At 69.3% G+C, this 16,997-nt stretch carries 18 protein-coding genes; 6 read left to right on the top strand and 12 right to left on the bottom strand.

Annotated features, from left to right (window positions below; translation table 11 throughout):
- Window positions 1-176: 176 nt before the first annotated feature.
- The 6 genes from NCCP_RS04905 to paaA all read right to left on the bottom strand — a co-directional run bounded on the left by NCCP_RS04905 (window position 177) and on the right by paaA (window position 4,914).
- The gene (locus NCCP_RS04905; RefSeq protein WP_149956117.1) at window positions 177-956 is read right to left on the bottom strand and encodes an enoyl-CoA hydratase/isomerase family protein; all 780 of its coding nucleotides are present in this window, start codon (window positions 954-956) and stop codon (window positions 177-179) included.
- Window positions 957-1,025: 69 nt separating this feature from the next.
- Window positions 1,026-2,210, bottom strand: coding sequence for a 1,2-phenylacetyl-CoA epoxidase subunit PaaE (paaE, locus tag NCCP_RS04900; RefSeq protein WP_149956116.1), 1,185 nt, complete (start codon window positions 2,208-2,210; stop codon window positions 1,026-1,028).
- Window positions 2,207-2,695, bottom strand: a complete 489-nt coding sequence (paaD, locus tag NCCP_RS04895; protein WP_149956115.1) for a 1,2-phenylacetyl-CoA epoxidase subunit PaaD — start codon at window positions 2,693-2,695, stop codon at window positions 2,207-2,209. Before paaD ends, paaE begins: the two co-directional genes overlap by 4 nt.
- 10 nt (window positions 2,696-2,705) lie before the next feature.
- Window positions 2,706-3,551 carry a 1,2-phenylacetyl-CoA epoxidase subunit PaaC gene (gene paaC, locus NCCP_RS04890; RefSeq protein ID WP_149956114.1) on the bottom strand — a complete coding sequence of 282 codons (846 nt, stop codon included), beginning with the start codon at window positions 3,549-3,551 and terminating at the stop codon, window positions 2,706-2,708.
- A 14-nt stretch (window positions 3,552-3,565) separates the two neighbouring features.
- Window positions 3,566-3,898 carry a 1,2-phenylacetyl-CoA epoxidase subunit PaaB gene (gene paaB / locus NCCP_RS04885; RefSeq protein WP_149956113.1) on the bottom strand — a complete coding sequence of 111 codons (333 nt, stop codon included), beginning with the start codon at window positions 3,896-3,898 and terminating at the stop codon, window positions 3,566-3,568.
- 26 nt (window positions 3,899-3,924) lie between these two features.
- Window positions 3,925-4,914: a 1,2-phenylacetyl-CoA epoxidase subunit PaaA gene (gene paaA, locus NCCP_RS04880; RefSeq protein ID WP_149956112.1), complete on the bottom strand. Its 990-nt coding sequence runs from the start codon at window positions 4,912-4,914 to the stop codon at window positions 3,925-3,927.
- A gap of 166 nt (window positions 4,915-5,080) precedes the next feature.
- Here paaA and NCCP_RS04875 point away from each other — a divergent pair, with 166 nt between their 5' ends.
- Both NCCP_RS04875 and NCCP_RS04870 read left to right on the top strand, forming a co-directional pair.
- Window positions 5,081-5,770 carry a nicotinamide mononucleotide transporter gene (locus NCCP_RS04875; RefSeq protein ID WP_149956111.1) on the top strand — a complete coding sequence of 230 codons (690 nt, stop codon included), beginning with the start codon at window positions 5,081-5,083 and terminating at the stop codon, window positions 5,768-5,770.
- 252 nt (window positions 5,771-6,022) lie between these two features.
- Window positions 6,023-7,702 carry a thiamine pyrophosphate-dependent enzyme gene (locus NCCP_RS04870; RefSeq protein ID WP_225873679.1) on the top strand — a complete coding sequence of 560 codons (1,680 nt, stop codon included), beginning with the start codon at window positions 6,023-6,025 and terminating at the stop codon, window positions 7,700-7,702.
- 68 nt (window positions 7,703-7,770) lie between these two features.
- On the opposite strand, the gene NCCP_RS04865 is transcribed toward NCCP_RS04870, so the two are convergent.
- From NCCP_RS04865 to NCCP_RS04850, 4 genes are all read right to left on the bottom strand, one after another.
- A complete protein-coding gene (locus NCCP_RS04865) occupies window positions 7,771-9,303 on the bottom strand; it encodes an insulinase family protein (protein ID WP_149956110.1) in 1,533 nt (510 codons plus the stop codon).
- 99 nt (window positions 9,304-9,402) lie between these two features.
- The gene (locus NCCP_RS04860; protein ID WP_149956109.1) at window positions 9,403-10,182 is read right to left on the bottom strand and encodes a hypothetical protein; all 780 of its coding nucleotides are present in this window, start codon (window positions 10,180-10,182) and stop codon (window positions 9,403-9,405) included.
- A 151-nt stretch (window positions 10,183-10,333) separates the two neighbouring features.
- Complete coding sequence (locus tag NCCP_RS04855; protein WP_149956108.1) at window positions 10,334-10,798, bottom strand: DUF6318 family protein; 465 nt, start codon at window positions 10,796-10,798, stop codon at window positions 10,334-10,336.
- A gap of 388 nt (window positions 10,799-11,186) precedes the next feature.
- Window positions 11,187-11,879, bottom strand: a complete 693-nt coding sequence (locus NCCP_RS04850) for a tyrosine-protein phosphatase (protein WP_149956107.1) — start codon at window positions 11,877-11,879, stop codon at window positions 11,187-11,189.
- Between the two features lie 111 nt (window positions 11,880-11,990).
- Between NCCP_RS04850 and NCCP_RS04845 the strand changes: the two genes are divergently transcribed.
- From NCCP_RS04845 to NCCP_RS04835, 3 genes are all read left to right on the top strand, one after another.
- Window positions 11,991-12,944: a 1,4-dihydroxy-2-naphthoyl-CoA synthase gene (locus NCCP_RS04845; protein WP_414727702.1), complete on the top strand. Its 954-nt coding sequence runs from the start codon at window positions 11,991-11,993 to the stop codon at window positions 12,942-12,944.
- A gap of 8 nt (window positions 12,945-12,952) precedes the next feature.
- Window positions 12,953-14,062 carry an AMP-binding protein gene (locus NCCP_RS04840; protein ID WP_149956105.1) on the top strand — a complete coding sequence of 370 codons (1,110 nt, stop codon included), beginning with the start codon at window positions 12,953-12,955 and terminating at the stop codon, window positions 14,060-14,062.
- Between the two features lie 93 nt (window positions 14,063-14,155).
- Complete coding sequence (locus NCCP_RS04835) at window positions 14,156-15,046, top strand: 1,4-dihydroxy-2-naphthoate polyprenyltransferase (RefSeq protein WP_149956104.1); 891 nt, start codon at window positions 14,156-14,158, stop codon at window positions 15,044-15,046.
- A gap of 29 nt (window positions 15,047-15,075) precedes the next feature.
- Here NCCP_RS04835 and NCCP_RS04830 read toward each other — a convergent pair whose 3' ends face one another.
- The gene (locus tag NCCP_RS04830) at window positions 15,076-15,336 is read right to left on the bottom strand and encodes a DUF4229 domain-containing protein (RefSeq protein ID WP_149956103.1); all 261 of its coding nucleotides are present in this window, start codon (window positions 15,334-15,336) and stop codon (window positions 15,076-15,078) included.
- A gap of 97 nt (window positions 15,337-15,433) precedes the next feature.
- Here NCCP_RS04830 and NCCP_RS04825 point away from each other — a divergent pair, with 97 nt between their 5' ends.
- Window positions 15,434-15,844 carry a PLDc N-terminal domain-containing protein gene (locus tag NCCP_RS04825; protein WP_149956102.1) on the top strand — a complete coding sequence of 137 codons (411 nt, stop codon included), beginning with the start codon at window positions 15,434-15,436 and terminating at the stop codon, window positions 15,842-15,844.
- Window positions 15,845-15,960: 116 nt separating this feature from the next.
- On the opposite strand, the gene ccsB is transcribed toward NCCP_RS04825, so the two are convergent.
- Window positions 15,961-16,989 (bottom strand): c-type cytochrome biogenesis protein CcsB, encoded by a 1,029-nt coding sequence (ccsB, locus tag NCCP_RS04820; protein WP_149956101.1) that lies wholly within the window; start codon window positions 16,987-16,989, stop codon window positions 15,961-15,963.
- Window positions 16,990-16,997: the final 8 nt, after the last annotated feature.

The following is a 16,997-nucleotide window of genomic DNA, read 5'->3' as shown; positions in this document are numbered from 1 at the left end:
GAAAACTCCTTTGCGTATCCGGTCCTTGCCGCCGCGGCCGGTACCGCACACCCGGTGCAGGCACGGCCCGGCGCAAATTACCGACCAATCGTTCAATAAAAGGTTCCCACCGCGCGGGTGGGCGGTCAACCCGGGCTCCCGACCGTTGCCGGGCGGGCGCGCCGCGGACGGCGGCGCTAGCCCTTAAAGACGGGCTGTCGCTTCTCCTGGAAGGCCTTGAAGCCTTCGGCGTAGTCCGCGCTCGCGCACAGGTCCGCCTGGGCCTGGTTCTCCTGGGCCATGGATTCCCACAAACCGATCCGCCGGTCGCGGATGGAGGCCACCAGTTCCTTGGAGGCCCGGAAGGCGCCGGTGGCCCCGGTGGCGACCCTTGCCACGGTGCCGCGGGTGGACCCCAAGAGCCCGTCAGCGGGCAGGGCACGGCTGAACAGGCCCGAGCGCACCGCCTCGGCGCCGCTGATCAGTTCCCCGGTGTAGATCAGGTCCAGGGTCCGGTGCGCGCCGAGGCGCTCGGTGAAGAGCCAGTGCCCGCCCGAATCCAGGGTGGCGCCCAGGTTGGCGAACGGGGAGCCGATCTTCGCGTTCTCCGCCACGTACACCACGTCGGTGGCGATGGCCAGCCCCAGGCCAACGCCCAGGCACGCGCCCTGGACCGCAGCGAAGGTCGGCGCCGGGAAAGCGGACATCTGGCGCAGCAGGGGCTGCACCTTTCCGCCCAGGTAGCCGAGCACGTCGTCGTTGGCCGGAACGACGCCGGAGATGTCGCGTCCGGCGCAGAATCCGCGGCCCTCGCCGCGCAGCAGCAGGGCCCGGACCCGGCCGTCAGCGGCGGCCCCGGCCGCCTGTGCGTAGGCCTCCGACAGCTCGGCCAGCGCGGCCTCGTCCAGGGCGTTCATCTTCTCCGGGGCGTTAAGGACCACCTCGGCCACGCCTTCGGCAATGGAGAGTTCAATCATCGGGAAATCCTTTCGGCGGGCGCGAAGGCCCGGGCACAGAGGGCCGGACGCGGAGGCCCGAGCGGAGGCTCAGGCGTCGAAGTCGACGGAGACGGTCTCGCTGGTCGGACGCGACTGGCAGGTGAGGACGTATCCCTGGGCCACCTCGTCCGGCTCCAGCGCATAGTTCTCGTCCATCTCGACGGTGCCGGCAACGACCTTCGCGCGGCAGGTGCCGCACACCCCGCCGGCGCAGGCGAAGGGAACGTCCGGACGCACCCTCAGGGCCGCGTTCAGGATCGTTTCCCGGGCCTTCGCCGGGCTCTTGACCTGCCCCTGGAGGCCGTCGAGGCGGAATTCGATCTCGAAGTTCTCCCCGGATTCGTCGAACTCGACCGGGCGCCCGATATTGCCCTCGGGACGGTTCGGCTGGCCGGTGGTGAACAGCTCAAAGCGAACCTTCTCCGCCTCCACGCCCTGGGCGGCGAGGTTGTCGCGCACCAGTTGGACCAGCTCGAACGGCCCGCAGAGGAACCACTCGTCGACCTGGTCGGCGCGGATGACGGAGCCGAGCAGGCTGTTGAGCTTCTCCGAGTCGATGCGCCCGGACAGCAGCGGAGAGATGCGCTGCTCGCGGGAGAGCACGTGGTGCAGCGCGAAGCGGGCGGGATAACGGTCCTTGAGGTCGGCCAGCTCCTCAAGGAACATCACGTCCATGGCGGCTTTGTTCGCGTAGATCAGGTCGAAGCGGGCATTCTCGCTGGCGGCCAGCACGGTGCGGGCGATGGCCAGCACCGGGGTGATGCCGGACCCTGCGGCCACGGCGACGAACACGTGATCGGTGTCCGTGTCGATGCTGGAGGGATCGTTCAGCCCGGTCATCTTGTGCCTGGAGATGAACGCGCCGGCGGGGCTCATCACGTCCAGGGTGTCTCCGGCCTTGAGGCTCTCGTTGGCCCAAGTGGAGAACTGGCCGCCGAGGTCGCGCTTGATGGCCACGCGGATCTCGCCCGGGGTCGGTTCGGCGCAGATCGAATAGCTGCGGCGGACCTCGTGCAGCTTGCCTTCGGCGTCCGGCAACTCCTTGCGCAGCGCCACGTACTGGCCCGGGATGTAGTCGTACTGCCCGGCCAGCTCCTCGGGAACCGCGAAGGTCACTTCGATGGCGTCGGCGGTCAGGCGGCGGACCTGCGCGACCTGCAGCGGATGGAACGCGGCGCGGCGCCGGCCGGCGGCCTCGGCGCCGCCGTTCACAATGTCAGTGGTTTCAGTCATGAGAGCACCTTGAAGTAGTCGAAGGGTTCCAGGCAGTCCTTGCAGACGTAGAGCGCCTTGCAGGACGTGGAGCCGAAGCGGGACAGTTCCCGCGTGTTGAGCGAATGGCAGCGCGGGCACTTCACGGCCATCCCAAGGGTCACCGGGCCGCGGTGGCCCTTGCCCGTGGGCGGGGCGATACCGTACTTTTCGAGCTTGGCCTTACCCGCTTCGCTCATCCAGTCGGTGGTCCAGGCCGGGGAGAGGACCAGGTTCACCACCACGGGAGAGAAGCCGGCCGCCCCGAAGGCCTTTTCCAGGTCCTGGCGGATGGCGTCCATCGCCGGGCACCCGGAGTAGGTCGGGGTAATGGTGACGACGACGCCCCGCTCGCCGGCCGGTTCGACGCCGCGCAGGATCCCCAGGTCCCCGATGGTGAGTACGGGGATCTCGGGGTCGGTCACCTGCCCGGCGATTGCCAGAAGCTCAGCTGTGGTGGTGGACATGGTGCTGCTCCTACCAGGTGGCGCCGGGATGCTTGCGGGCCAGCACCTGCATCTCGGCCAGGATGTAGCCGAGGTGCTCAGAGTGCTCGCCCTGGCGGCCCTTGCACAGGGCAGCCCTGGTCTGCGGAACCTCGAGGCCGGCTTCTTCCAGGACCGCGGCGATCTCCCGCTCCCAGGCCGCCTTGAGGGCGGAGGGACGGACCCCGGCGTCGCCGAGCTCGTCGTGCAGCGGCTCGTCGAGGAAGAGCTCGTTGACGTACGGCCAGAGGATCTCCAGCGCATGGCGCATGCGGCGCGCGGATTCCTCGGTGCCCAGCCCCAGCCGGAGGGTCCACTGCACCGCGTGGTCGCGGTGGTAGGCAACCTCCTTGGAGGCCTTGGCGGAGATGGCGGCCAGCGTGTTGTCGGTGGATCCGGTCAGCCCCGCGTAGAGCAGGTCCTGGTAGATGGAAACCATCAGCTGGCGCGCGATCGTTACCCCGAAGTGCCCGTTGGGCTGCTCGACGAGGTGCAGCGAACGGAACTCCTCCTCCTCGCGGAAGTAGGCGAGGTCGTCCTCCGTCTTGCCCCAGGCCAGCCCGGCATAGCTCAGGAAGGAACGGGCGTGGCCGAGCAGGTCCAGCGCGATGTTGCCCAGCGCGACGTCCTCCTCCAGCTCCGGGGCCCGGGAAACCCACTCGGAGAGCCGGTGGGAAAGGATCAGGGAGTCGTCGCCCAGGCGGACCGCATAGCGGGCCACCGCCTGGCTGGGACGCTCCGGCTGGATGGCGATGTCCTCGGGGCGCAGGGCGTTGCCCGGCGTGACGCGGGTCGCGGAGGCCGTCGCATCGCCGTAGGAGTCAAGGCTGTGGTCCATAGTTTCGGCTCCGCTCACAGGTGCTTCACACCCTCGGACTTCTTGTAGTACGTCGCATGGCGGTAGTCCTTGCCCTGCGGGGACTCAAAGAACTCGCCCTTCGCGTCGGGGTCGGAGGCGATGATGTCCTCGCTGGCAACGACCCACAGGGAGACGCCCTCGTTGCGCCGGGTGTACAGATCGCGCGCGTTGCGCAGCGCCATCTCTGCGTCGGGGGCGTGCAGGGAACCCGCATGCACGTGGGAGAGCCCGCGGGAGGAACGGACAAAGACTTCCCACAGCGGCCAGGCCGCCCCGTCATGCCGCTGCCCTTCTTCCGTGGGGGACGTCGCGACCGGTTGTGCCATTGATGCCTGGTCTCCTGTTGCCATTTCTAGGCCACCTGCGCTTTCTGTGCCTTCTTGGCGGCGTAAGCCGCCGCTGCCTCGCGCACCCACGCGCCGTTCTCGTGCGCCTCGCGCCGGCGCTCCAGGCGCTGGGCGTTGCAGGGACCGTTACCGGCGATGACCGCCTTGAATTCGTCCCAGTCCAGGTCCTTGTGGACCCACCGGCCGGCTTCCTCGTCGAAGCGCAGCTCCGGGTCTGGAAGCGTCAGTCCCAGCACCTTGACCTGCTCGGCGATCATCCCGACGAAGCGCTGGCGCAGTTCGTCGTTGGAGAAACGCTTGATCTTCCACTCCATGGACTGCTGGGAGTTCGGGGAATCCCCGTCCGGCGGGCCGAACATCATCAGGGCCGGCTCATAGAAGCGGTTGATGGCGTCCTGCGCCATCCGCTTCTGGGCCTCGGTGCCGTGGGCCAGTTCCAGCAGGATCTCGAAGCCCTGGCGCTGGTGGAAGGACTCCTCCTTGCAGATGCGGACCATGGCGCGGCCGTAGGGGCCGTAGGAGGCCCGGCACAGCGGGACCTGGTTGGCGATCGCGGCGCCGTCGACCAGCCAGCCGATCGCCCCCATGTCCGCCCAGGAGAGGGCCGGGTAGTTGAAGATCGAGGAGTACTTGGCCTTGCCGGAGAGCAGCTGCTCGTTAAGCACCTCGCGCGGGGTGCCCAGGGTTTCCGCCGCCGAGTACAGGTACAGCCCGTGGCCGGCTTCGTCCTGGACCTTGGCGATCAGGATCGCCTTGCGCTTGAGCGACGGGGCCCGGGTGATCCAGTTGGCTTCCGGCTGCATGCCGATGATCTCCGAGTGCGCGTGCTGGGAAATCTGCCGCGTCAGCGTCTTGCGGTACGCCTCCGGCATCCAGTCGCGCGGTTCGATCCGCGAGTCTTCGGCGATCAGCGCGTTGAAGCGCTCCAAGCCGGCCTGCTCCTCGGGCGACGGAACCGCGGACAGGTGCCCGCCGGCGTCGTTCTGCGCAGCCATGTGCTCACCTCACTATGACAAGAATTATTTACTGACCGTTCGTTCAGGATATGTGCCCGGGCGGGTCCCGTCAACTGCCTTCCGCCGGACGCCCGAAAGTCCGGCGAAGCCGGCGGGGCGCTAGGATCTACACGGCCACCGTCAACCGTTCGATAGGCACTTTTTCGTGGACGACCTCTTTTACTCACTCTTCGGCCAGGCCCCCGGCACAGACAGCGGAACCCAAGTGGCGCTGTATGCCGCCGGTTCCCTGCTGACCTGCATCGCCCTGCTGCTCCTGGCCCGCCGCAGCGACCTGGCCTGGTGGGCCCAGATCCTCGCGGTGTTCGCCGGCCCCCTGACGATCGCCCTGCTCTACGGGTACGAGGGGCTCATCAGCGCGGTGCCGAAGATGGCAGCGGCCGCCTACGGCCTGTGGCGGTTCAGCAAGTACCCGCTGGTTGACAAGTTTGGACGGGAGGTCGAGGTCCGCGGCTTTTCGCTGCGCAGCCTGGCATGGGGGCTGGCCCTGACCGCCGCGTTCACCGCCCTGGCGCTGGGACCGATGCTGACCACCGGCTTCATCTTCTCCGACCTGACCACGAACCTGTGGCTGTCCCTGCTGCTCGAATCGGTGGTAGTGGTGGCCCTGGTGGGCCTGGCCCACGGCGTGCGGTGGGCGTGGCTGGCGGTCGCCGCCTCCGGGGCGGCCTACATCGCGGTGCTCTTCGGCGGCAGCCCGGCCCTGGCGACGCTGGGGCTGCTGGTCTTCCAGATCCTGGCCGCCCTGTACGGCTGGTGGGCCTGGCGGCCGGTGCCATCCGGAACCGTGCCGGATGAGGCCGAGACCTATCCCCCCAACCCCTACAGGGACTGACTTCCTCCCGGCGCGCGCCGGGGCGGCGGACACCCCTGCCGCCCCGGCCTTTGTGCATATTTCGCACGGCCTGCTTCAGTATTTGAAATGTGATACATGGCACAACGGTTACCGCTCCATTGCGCGCTGCACCCGTGGGTAACCATTCCCATCCTGTAGCTTGGGCCAAATCACGGACACATAACCAGCCGGGGCGCGAGCGCGTCCCGCCGCCGCGGAAGCGGCGAGTTCGAACGCGAGAGAGGCCACCACGTGACGCAGATTCAAGAGGCGCCGGCGGGCGCGCAGGTTGTGGGCCCGGCGACCAAGTCGGCCGGCCACGTCATCGTCGACGCCTTGGCGGCGCACGGGGTCGAGCGGACCTACGTCGTCCCCGGCGAAAGCTTCCTGGACGTCCTGGATGGCCTCCACAGCGCGGACATCGAAACGATCGTGTGCCGCCACGAGGGGGGCGCCGCGTACATGGCCGAGGCCGACGGCAAGATGAACCAGCGCCCGGGCATCGCCATGGTTACCCGCGGGCCCGGCGCCGCCAACGCCCACGTGGGCCTGCACACCGCGTGGCAGGACTCCACCCCGATGGTCCTGTTCGTGGGCCTGATCCCGTTCGAGCACCGCGACCGCGAGGCGTTCCAGGAGTTCGACATCAAGGCCTGGTTCGACACCGGCGCCAAGCGCGTCATGGTGCTGGACCACGCCGAGCGCGCCTCCGAGATCGTCGCCGAGGCGATGTTCGCCGCCATGAGCGGCCGCCCCGGGCCCGTCGTCGTGGGCCTGCCCGAAGACATCATCCGCGAGCAGGTCGACCCGGCCCCGCACCCGGTGATCCCGGTGGCCACCGGCGGCATGACCGTGACCGACTGGAAGGCGCTGAAGGCGGCCCTGGAGGAGGCGGAGAAGCCGCTGTTCGTCCTGGGCGGGAACGACTGGACCCAGGAAGGCGCGGATTCCCTCACCGCTTGGCTGGAAGAGCACAGGATCCCGGCCGCGGTCGAATGGCGCTGCGAGGGCACCATCCCCTTCTCCTCCCCCTCCTACGTGGGCCCGATCGGCTACGGCCGCCCCAAGCCGACCTACGACCTGCTCGAGGAAACCGACCTGCTGGTGTTCGTGGGCACCGTGCCCGGCGACGTGATCACCGACGGCTTCGTGGTCCGCCAGGACTGGAGCAAGAAGAACTTCCTGGTCACGATCGACCCGTCGCTGCGCGGGCGCTCCGGCGCCGTCTCCTACCAGATCGTGGCCAAGCCGGATGTATTCGTCCGGGACCTGGTGATGATGGACCTGCCCTGCCGCCCCGAGTGGTCCGCCTGGACCGCGCGCATGCGCACCGAGCAGGAGAAGTTCGCCGCCCTGCCCCCGGCCACCCCGACCGACGGCCCGGCGCGCATGGACACCCTCATGGCCAACCTGTGCTCCTCCCTGCCGCAGGACGCGATGGTCACCCTGGGAGCGGGCGAGCACACCAACTGGGCCCACCGCTACTTCCCCACCGAGCGCTACGCGTCGATGATCTCGGCCCGCAACGGCTCCATGGGCTACTCGGTCCCGTCCGCGATCGCCGCGTCCCTGGCCTACCCGGGACGCCGCGTGGTCACCATCGCCGGGGACGGCGAGTTCCTGATGAACGGCCAGGAACTGGCGACCGCCGCCCAGTACGGCGCCACCCCGCTGGTGATCGTCATGGACAACCAGGAATACGGCACCATCCGCACCCACCAGGAACGCCACTACCCCGAGCGCATCTCCGGCACCCAGCTGAAGAACCCGGACTTCGCGCTCATGGCCCGGGCCTTTGGCGGCTTCGGCGTGCGCGTGGAGGCCGACGCCGACATCCCCGCCGCGCTTGAGGCCGCCCTGAAGGCGATCGACGAGGACAAGACCTTCGCCCTGATCCACCTCATCGTCGAACAGCGCGTCAAGGCCTACTAAGCGGACAGGTCCCCGCAGGGACCGCAGCGGAAACGTGCCCCCGGCGCTGCGCCGGGGGCACGTTTCCCTTATGCGGGCACGTTCCCGGCCCCCTGCGCAGCTTCGCGGTACTGGAGGCGCTCCGGAACGCGCCGGCGCAGGTCGGCGAAGGCCTCCCGGCCCCGCCGGAACCAGACCGCAAGAATGTGGATCTGAAATCCGTCCCGGCCAATGATCGTGGCGGACTCGCCGGCTTCCTCGGCATCGCCCCATTCGATGGCGGCGATGTCCTCCCAGCGATAGGCTTCCCGCTCCCCCTCCGCGCAGAATGCGACGCCGGCGTCCCCGATCTCCAGCCGGGCGTCCCGCGGCACCCCGGCAAACGCCCCGATGAGGCTGCGCTTGTGGCCGGTGCCCGGGGGCAGGTCCGCCGGCACGTGCCGCAGCGGCGGGAACATAAGGGCGCTGGCCTCGCCGGCCTCGGCAGGAACGGCCTCCTCCGGCAGGCCCACCAGCAGCGTTTCCTCGAGGCGGGACAGGAACGCCCCCATGTCGGCCGGCGTGTGGCCTTCCAGGGCCGCCACGCAGGCGGCATGGGGCCACGCCGGCAGCTGGACCAGGTGGGAAATTGCCGCGTCCTGGGCATCTTCGACGGCGGCGCCGGGACCCTGGCCGGATTCGCGGGCGGCAACGATCGCGTCGTCGAGCTCCTCCGCCGCCACTCCATGGTCCCGCAGGCCCCTCAGGATGGACAGGATCTCCCGGGCGACCCTGATGGCGTTGGCGGGCTTGAGTTCCACCGTGATGATTGTGACGCCGCGGCCGGGAGCGGTGGCGGCGCCGGCCACGTCCAGGTCGTAGAGGAGCCCCGCGTTCCGGCGCAGGGCCGCATGGGCGCGGCGCCGGAGCGCGTGGGCGAGAAGGCCCTGGACGTAGCTGAGCCGGCTGTCCGCGCCCGGAGACTCGAAGGACAGGACCAGCTGATCGGTTCCGGAGACATACTCCCCGGGACGGATTCCCAAAGGTTCTGCGTCATCCGGAACGGGGCGCCGACCGCCGTCGGGCAGCGGGAGCCGCAGGTCCGGCGGAGGCGGTCCGGTAAGCGCCAGGACGGCGTTGGCGCGCGTGAAGTAGTCCGCGGCGTGGGCTGCCAGGTCCTGCGGGCCAAGGCGGTCCAGAAAATGGGGGGACGCGCCGGCCAGGCCGGGGCCGCGGAGGCCGAAGCGGTGCACCAGGGCCTCCCCGTGGGCGGGCGGCAGGGGCAGGCCCCCCTCGGCCCCGATAACGTCCTTCTCGGTTTCCACCAGCCCCGGGTCCAGGTCTCCTGCGGCCACGGCGGCCAGCGATGCGCAGATGTCCGTCAGGGTTGCGGCGACGGATTCTGGCCGGCCCGTGGCGGAAAAGTTCGTGATGCCCACCCCCACCCGGCCGTTGTGCTCATGCCTGACCGGCGGCAGCCGGGAGAACGCAAGGTGCTCCAGGAGGTGGGTCAGCCCGAGGGTTTCGAAGGATTCGTCGCAGACCCCTGCGCGGAAGGTCAGGAAGCCGGTGAGGGGTCCGGGGGCCTGGACCCAGAACACGGGGACACCATCGATCTCGGTTCGGTTCACTGCTTCGGCCACGGGGTCTCCAACGAGTCGGGGCGCCTTGGGATGCGTTACGGGACAGCATAGCGAGGGCCCTTCCGGGCGGGTCCTCCTGCGGCCCGGGAAGAGTGCCGTTTACTCCTGGAAGGGGCCTTCGCAGTACGGGCCGTCAGGCTCCTCCGCACAGGTGGCGTCCACCAGAAGCTTCTTTGTGCGCCAGACATCTACGGTGGCGGGGACGCTGGCCACCGAATTGGTGCCTATCACCGGCTGCCACGGGCCTCCCCCGGCCCTGTATTCGGCCTGGAAGGTGGTGGTCAGGGCCAGCCGGTGTGCGCCGGTTTCGGCGTACTGGTGGCTGGTTTCGGTCCGGACATCAAACTGGCCGGAGCCGAGCGGCCCTCCGGGAATGACGGTGGTCCAACTGTGGCCGTCTCCGTAGGACCAGCGGTAGTTGACCGGGCGGACCCGCACCTGGACGTCCACGCCCAGGATGGTCTCGCGGAATTCCTGCGGGTCAGCCTCGGCCCAGATATTGGTATGGGCGTTGCGCAGCGTAAAGCCGTTGAACTCGGTGCCGATGGTTGCCGGCGCGATGCCGAGGCGGTCCACCTGCTCCACCGTCAGCTGGAAGGGCGGCTCCGCGTCCACCGTCAGTTCCGGTTCGCCGGCAGCGCCCAAGTTGCAGAAGCTCACCCTGCTGACGGTTTGCTCGGTTCCATCCGGAAGGACCGCGAACACCGTCCGCAGCACCAGGTCCACCCCGTCCGGGCAGCCGACCATCGCTGCCGCACAGTGGAGACCCGGGGATCCGACCGAACACAGGACGCCATAGCTGACGCGGTAGCGGACGTCGGAAGCGGGCGGGCGGTAGTAGGCGGAGCCACCCCCAATTGCGGAGTAACTGCAGCTCACTTCAGACTCCACAACCCCGCCGAATTGATTCGAGACCGAGGTATAACAAGAACCCGATGAGGCGGGGAGCGCAGCAGCATTTATATGAAGGGTATTAAGCAGTAACTCCCCGAGGATAATCCAAGTAAATGCTGCTACATGGCCTATGCGTTTAAAGGTCGGCCGATTCAATGGACAGAGCTTTCCAAGACTCAGAATCGGAGACCAACGTAAATGTCACCAGCTGATCAAGTACGGCAGGAGCGTCCTCCGCTATTTTTCCTAGGGGCTCGTATGACCGATAGGCATCAATTTCTCCGGGTCCCACAACGGTTCCATCATCGCCATCAACTGTCCCCCAAAGGTCACCAAGAGACACCGTTCCTCCCACAACGTGGAGCTTTTCGCGGTTCCGGAATTCAGCCAAACTGATCGTCCCCGAGAAACAGGCTTTACAGCCAGGATCTGTAAACTTCAGGATCGGCTCGACGTCGTTCGTCGCCCACGTGTAATTCATCAACTCCACGTAGAACTCCGTAAACGCCACCGCGCCTTCCGGGGTTTTCTCCTTCGCCGCCTCCGGAAGTTCGGGGACCGGAACGTTTTGGGCGGGGCTGGTCGGGGTCGCGGGGACCATGGGGGGCACCGCGGACGCCGCCGGAGAAAGCGCACCGGCACTCGGGGTCACCTGGGGGGCCACCGGGGACGATTCCCCCGGCTGCGCGCCGGCCGCGCAGCCGGCCAGCACCAGCGACCCGGCGAGCGCCCAAGCGGCCGCCGGCCAGCGGAGCGCGGCCCGGCGGTGCGGGAGCCACAGCTGCGGGAGCCACAGCTTTGGTAAGCACTGCTTCGGCAGGCATTGCTTCGGTAACCATCGGTACGGGAACCGGCGGTCCGGGCGTTGCCCGGACACAGGTGGAGCTGCGTGCGACTTCATGGGACCCCCACGGCAGTTCACGGACATCACGAGTCAGCACAGCATAGCCAGCAAAACCACCCCCCATGAGGGTTGTCCACACCCTGATTCAGCCGGACGGACCAAGAAGTTTTCGCCTCACCGCCGCAATCTCGGCAGCGGTCACCCCCTGTTCCACCAGCAGTTCCCGCACGGACACGGCCCCGGCGAACTCCGCCAGCGCCTGTTGCCGCTCGGCCAGGGCCCGGGCCATCTCGGACTCGGTCAGGTACCGCTCGTGGGGGTGCCTGACCGGGCTGGTGCGCCGCCATTCGTTGATCCCGCGCACCCCGGCGTCGTACTGCGGGCCCACCAGCTCCGGCCGGCCGGCCAGCAACAGCAGCAGCGTCACCACCAGCCCCGTGCGGTCCCGCCCGGCCGAGCAGTTCAACACCACCTTCCCCTCGGCGGCGGCCAGCGCCCGGAACACGTTGGCGATCAGGTCGGGGAAGATCCGCACGTTCTCGAGGTAGTAGCGGGGGTGGTTCAGGTAGGGCAGGGCCAGCGGGTAGGCCTCGTGTTCGGTGTCCTCCGTCGGGCAATGCACGACGGCGATCCCCACGTTCGCCACGTCCGTCGCCTCCGGATCCGTTGCACGGCGCACCCGTTCGTCCAGGTTCCGCAGGTCGATCACGGTGCGCACGCCGTCGTCGTACGCCTGGCGCCAACCGCGCGCGGTGAGCCATTCGCTGCGGCCCATCCGGTACACGTCGCCGAGCACGCGGCGCGCATTCACCGCGCCTTCCCAGTGCACCTTCTCCATGGAGCCAGACTAGGGCGTCGGCACCCTGTCGGGGGCGGTGGCGGACACCGCGAGGCCCCGTGCGTCCTGTTCCGGCCGGGCCGGCGCGGGGCCCGCACTATGATCGGGAAGGTGACCAGCACCGAACTTCCCCCCCAGGTTTCCGACATCTTCGACCCCACCCGCTGGCGCGTGGTGGAGGGATTCGACTTCCAGGACATGACGTACCACCGGCAGGTGGAGCGCGACGCCTCCGGCGCCGTCGTGCGCGACCTGCCGTGCGTGCGCATCGCCTTCAACCGCCCCGAGGTGCGCAACGCGTTCCGTCCCGGAACGGTCGACGAGCTCTACCGGGCCATGGACCACGCCCGCATGTCTCCCGACGTGGCCACGGTGCTGCTCACCGGCAACGGCCCCTCCCCCAAGGACGGCGGGCACAGCTTCTGCTCCGGGGGCGACCAGCGCGTGCGCGGCCGCGACGGCTACCGCTACGCCGGGGGCGAGACCGCCGAGACCATCGATCCGGCCCGCGCCGGACGCCTGCACATCCTCGAGGTGCAGCGCCTGATGCGCACCATGCCCAAGGTGGTCATCGCCGTGGTCAACGGCTGGGCCGCCGGCGGCGGGCACTCCCTGCACGTGGTCTCCGACCTGACCATCGCCTCCCGCGAATACGGCCGGTTCAAGCAGACGGACGCCACGGTGGGATCCTTCGACGCCGGCTACGGCTCGGCGCTGCTGGCCCGCCAGGTGGGCCAGAAGACGGCCCGCGCGATCTTCTTCCTGGCCCGCGAGTACTCGGCCGAGGACATGGTCCGCATGGGGGCGGTCAACGAAGCCGTGGACCATGCCCGCCTCGAAGAGGTGGCACTGGAGTACGCCGCGGACATCGCCCGGCAGTCCCCGCAGGCCATCCGCATGCTCAAGTTCGCCTTCAACCTGGCCGACGACGGCTTGGCCGGCCAACAGGTGTTCGCCGGAGAGGCCACCCGCATGGCCTACATGACCGACGAGGCGGTGGAGGGCCGCGACGCGTTCCTGCAGAAACGCGATCCCGACTGGTCCGCCCACCCGTACTACTTCTGAGCCCGCCCGTGAACCTCGCCCCCGTCCTGGCCGCACTCACCGCTGCCCTCGAGGGCACCGGACCGGCGGTGGAAATCCTGCCCGGGGGTGCCCCCGGAACCTTCACCGCCAGCCGGGTGCCGCAGGCTCCGGCGGGGACGGCTGCCGTCGTGCGCACCTCGGGATCCACCGGGACGCCTAAGCGGACGCTGCTGCCGGCTTCCGCGCTGGCGGCCAGCTCCGCGGCCACGGCCGCGGAGCTGGGCGGGGAGGGCCAGTGGCTGCTGGCGCTGCCGGTCACCTATGTGGCCGGGCTGGCCGTGCTCACGCGCAGTATCCATGCCGGGACCCGGCCCGTGGCGTTGGATCCGGCCGCCTCCTTCACCGCCGAGGCGTTCACGGCGGCCGCCGAATCCCTGACGCACCCCTTTCGGCTGGCCTCGCTGGTGCCCACCCAGCTGCAGCGGCTGCTCACCGAGCCGTCCGGGCGCACGCTGGCGGCCCTGCGCCGGTTCGACGCGCTCCTGATCGGCGGAGGCCGTGCCTCCGATGCCCTGCGCGGGGAGGCCGCCAGGCACGGCCTGGCCGTGCGCCTGACGTACGGGATGAGCGAAACCTGCGGCGGATGCGTGTACGACGGCGTGCCGCTGCCCGGAGTGCGGGCCCGGGCGGAGGACGGGCGCCTGCTGCTGGGCGGCGCGGTGGTCGCAACCGGCTACCTCGATGACCCGGAGCTGACGGCAGCCCATTTCAGCACCGATCCCGACGGGGTCCGCTGGTACCGCACCGAGGACCTGGGCACTGTTTCCGGCGGACGGGTGGAGGTGCACGGCAGGGCCGACGACGTCATCAACACCGGGGGCGTGAAAGTCTCCGCGGGCGTTGTCCTGCGGTGCGTCGAGGCGCTGCCCGGCGTGGAGGCCGCGCTGGTGGTGGGCGTCCCCGACCCCGAATGGGGCACCGCCGTCGGGCTCGCCTACGTGGGGGACGCCTGCGGCGACGCCATCGCCGCCGCGGTCCGCGCCGGGCTGGGTGCCGCGGCGGTCCCGCGCCGGATCCTGCGCCTGGACGCACTGCCCCTGCTGCCCAACGGCAAGCCGGACCGCCAGGGCGTCCTGGGCCTGCTCGCCGCGCTCTGAGCCGGTTCCGGCGGCAGGAGCGGATTTCCGCGGCGGGGCGGGACGGAGAGAGAATGGGACGCTGGACCCAAAGCCCCGACCGAGAGGAAACCCGTGGCCACCGTCGCCCAATGGATCGAAGGCGCCCGCCTGCGCACGCTGCCCATGGCCGTTGCCCCCGTGGTGATCGGCACCGCGGCCGCGTTCGAGGTGGACGGCATCTTCCACTGGGTGCGCGCACTGCTCGCGGCCCTGGTAGCGCTGCTGCTGCAGGTCGGCGTCAACTACTCCAACGACTACTCCGACGGCATCCGCGGCACGGACGACGTCCGGGTGGGTCCGCTGCGGCTCACCGGGTCGGGTGCTGCCCAGCCGGCACAGGTCAGGAACGCCGCGTTCCTCTGCTTCGGCGCGGCCGTCTTCTTCGGCGGCATCCTGGTGCTGGTTTCGCAGGCCTGGCCCCTGATCCTGGTGGGCATCGCCGCGGTGGCCGCCGCCTGGGGCTACACCGGAGGCCGGAAGCCCTACGGCTACATGGGCCTGGGCGAGGTGTTCGTGTTCCTCTTCTTCGGCCTCGTCGCCACCCTGGGCACCACCTTCACCCAGGTGCTGCAGCTGACCTGGCCGGCCTTCGTGGGCGCCTGCGGCACCGGGCTGATCGCCACGGCGCTGCTGATGGCCAACAACGTGCGCGACATCCCCACCGACCGGGAAGTGGGGAAACTGACCCTGGCGGTGCGCCTGGGAGATGAGGGAGCACGGATCAGCTACGTGCTGATGCTGGCGCTGGCGCTGCTGCTGCCGCTGGCGCTGGTGGGCAGGCATCCGTGGCTGATGCTGGTGCTGCTGGCCGCCCCGCTGTGCCTGGTCCCGTCGTGGACGATGCTCAAGAGCAGGGAGTCGAAGGCGCTGATCCCGGTGCTGAAACAGACCGGCGTGGTGGGCATCGCCTACAGCGTGCTGTTTGCCGCCGGCATGGTGATCACCGTGCTGCTGCGCCCCTAGGGTGGGGTCCCGGGCGACTCGGCATTCCGCTAGTCCCGGTCCTCCGCGGCGGCGTCCCGGTCCGCGAGGGTGGTCCGCTGCTTCTTTGCCGCTCCACCGGAGAGCTTCCCGGCAAGGTCCCGGGTTGCCGTGACGCGCAGCCTGTTGAAGAACAGGTAGGTCAAGGCGAAGGCCAGGACCAGCGCGATGGCGGCGCAAAGCCACACGTTCCAGCCCAGGCCGTAGTACAGCGCGGCGAAGGCGCCAAAGAAGAGGACGAGCCGAAGGATGGTGTATGTCAGGATCCGCACCGTCCAATTCTAGGCGGACCGCCCGTTTCCCGCGATTCGCCGATGGGCGTACGGAAGCACCATCCGTAAGGGCGGGATGGTTGACTACTATTGAGGAATGGTCCGGAACCTCATTTTGGTGGCGCTTGTAGCGCTGGCTGTCACCCTGTACGCGCTGATCGAATGCGTCCGCACGCGCCCGGGAGAGGTGCGCAGCCTCTCGAAGCCCGCGTGGGTCCTGGCGATCCTGTTGCTTCCGCTGGTCGGAGCCGTGCTCTGGTTCTGGCTTGGCCGTCCCCGCAAGGGCACCGGAGGTAAGGGTCGCCCCGCCCCGCGTCCGCGCCCCACTGGCGCGCCGGACGACGACGAGCAGTTCCTGCGCACCCTGGAAGCCCGCCGCCGGCAGAAGGCCCGGGAGGAGGCCCGCGCCGAGGAGCAGCGACGCCGGGAGGCGGAGCTGCGCGACCTCGAGGACAAGTTCAAGAACCCTCCGGCGGCCGATTCCCCGGATTCGCCCTCCGAAAAGTAGCCGCCCGGGAGGCATCCCGCGAAGCGGGAAGAGGCAAAGGAGCGGCCGCCGGCCCCATGGGGCTGGCGGCCGCTCCTTGTGCGCGGGCGGGTTCCCGGTCCCGGGGCTCCCGTGCCCTAGACTCCCGCGTAGGAGTGCAGGCCGTTGAAGTACAGGTTCACCACGGTGAAGTTGAAGATGATGCACAGGTAGCCGATGATGCTCAGCCAGGCCGAGCGGGCCCCGGTCCAGCCCCGGGTGGCCCGGGCGTGCAGGTAGCCGGCGTAGACCACCCAGATCACGAAGCTCCACACCTCCTTGGTGTCCCACCCCCAGTAGCGGCCCCAGGCGGCCTCGGCCCAGACGGCACCGGCCATCACGGTGAAGGTCCACATCACGAAGGCGACGGTGTTGACGCGGTAGGCCGCGTTCTCCAGCGCCACGGCGCTGGGGACCAGGCGCATGAACGCCAGCCTGTCCTGCCCGCCGGCGGCCAGGCGCTTCTGGCGCCCGTCCTGGAGCAGCTGCAGCACACCCATCGCGAAGGTGATGGTGAACAGCGCGGAGGCCAGCACGGCGATGGAGACGTGGATGACCAGCCACGGGCTTTGCAGCGCCGGGACCAGGTGCGCCACGGGGGTGGGGAAGCCCATGGTCGCCGCGCACAGCATGATGGTGACCAGCAGCATCACGAAGGTGCCCATGAAGCGCAGGTCCTTGCGGAGCAGCGCCGCCATGAAGACCAGCGCCACGATCAGCGCGCCGGTGGTGAGGAACTCGTACATGTTGCCCCACGGCACGCGGGCGGCGGCAAGGGCCCGGGACACTACGGCGACGGCGTGGATGCCGACCCCGATCCAGGCAACGGAGACGGCCACCCTGGCGGCCTTGCGCTTACCGGAGTCCTTGACATAGTCCATCGACTCGCTGACCAGCGCTCCGCCGGAGGCCGCGGTCCTGCCCGCGTTCTTCACGGGTGCCGGTCCCCCGACAGCGGCCAGCTGCCGGGCCTCGGCCTCCAGGAGCCCGGCCTCGAGTTCGCGGATCGTGCTGTTGGACTTGGCGAGGTCCCAGGCGAAGGCGATGAACCCGACCGCGTAGGCGAAGGCGGCCAGCAGCATGAACAGGTCGCTGTAGGCACCCAGTTGTTCGTTGATTGACGGCATGGTTTTCC

It is taken from the genome of Zafaria cholistanensis (assembly GCF_008580665.1).
GTDB classification, from domain to species: domain Bacteria; phylum Actinomycetota; class Actinomycetes; order Actinomycetales; family Micrococcaceae; genus Zafaria; species Zafaria cholistanensis.
Note: the sequence above shows the minus strand (reverse complement) of the source record. Positions and strands in the feature narration are given on the sequence as shown.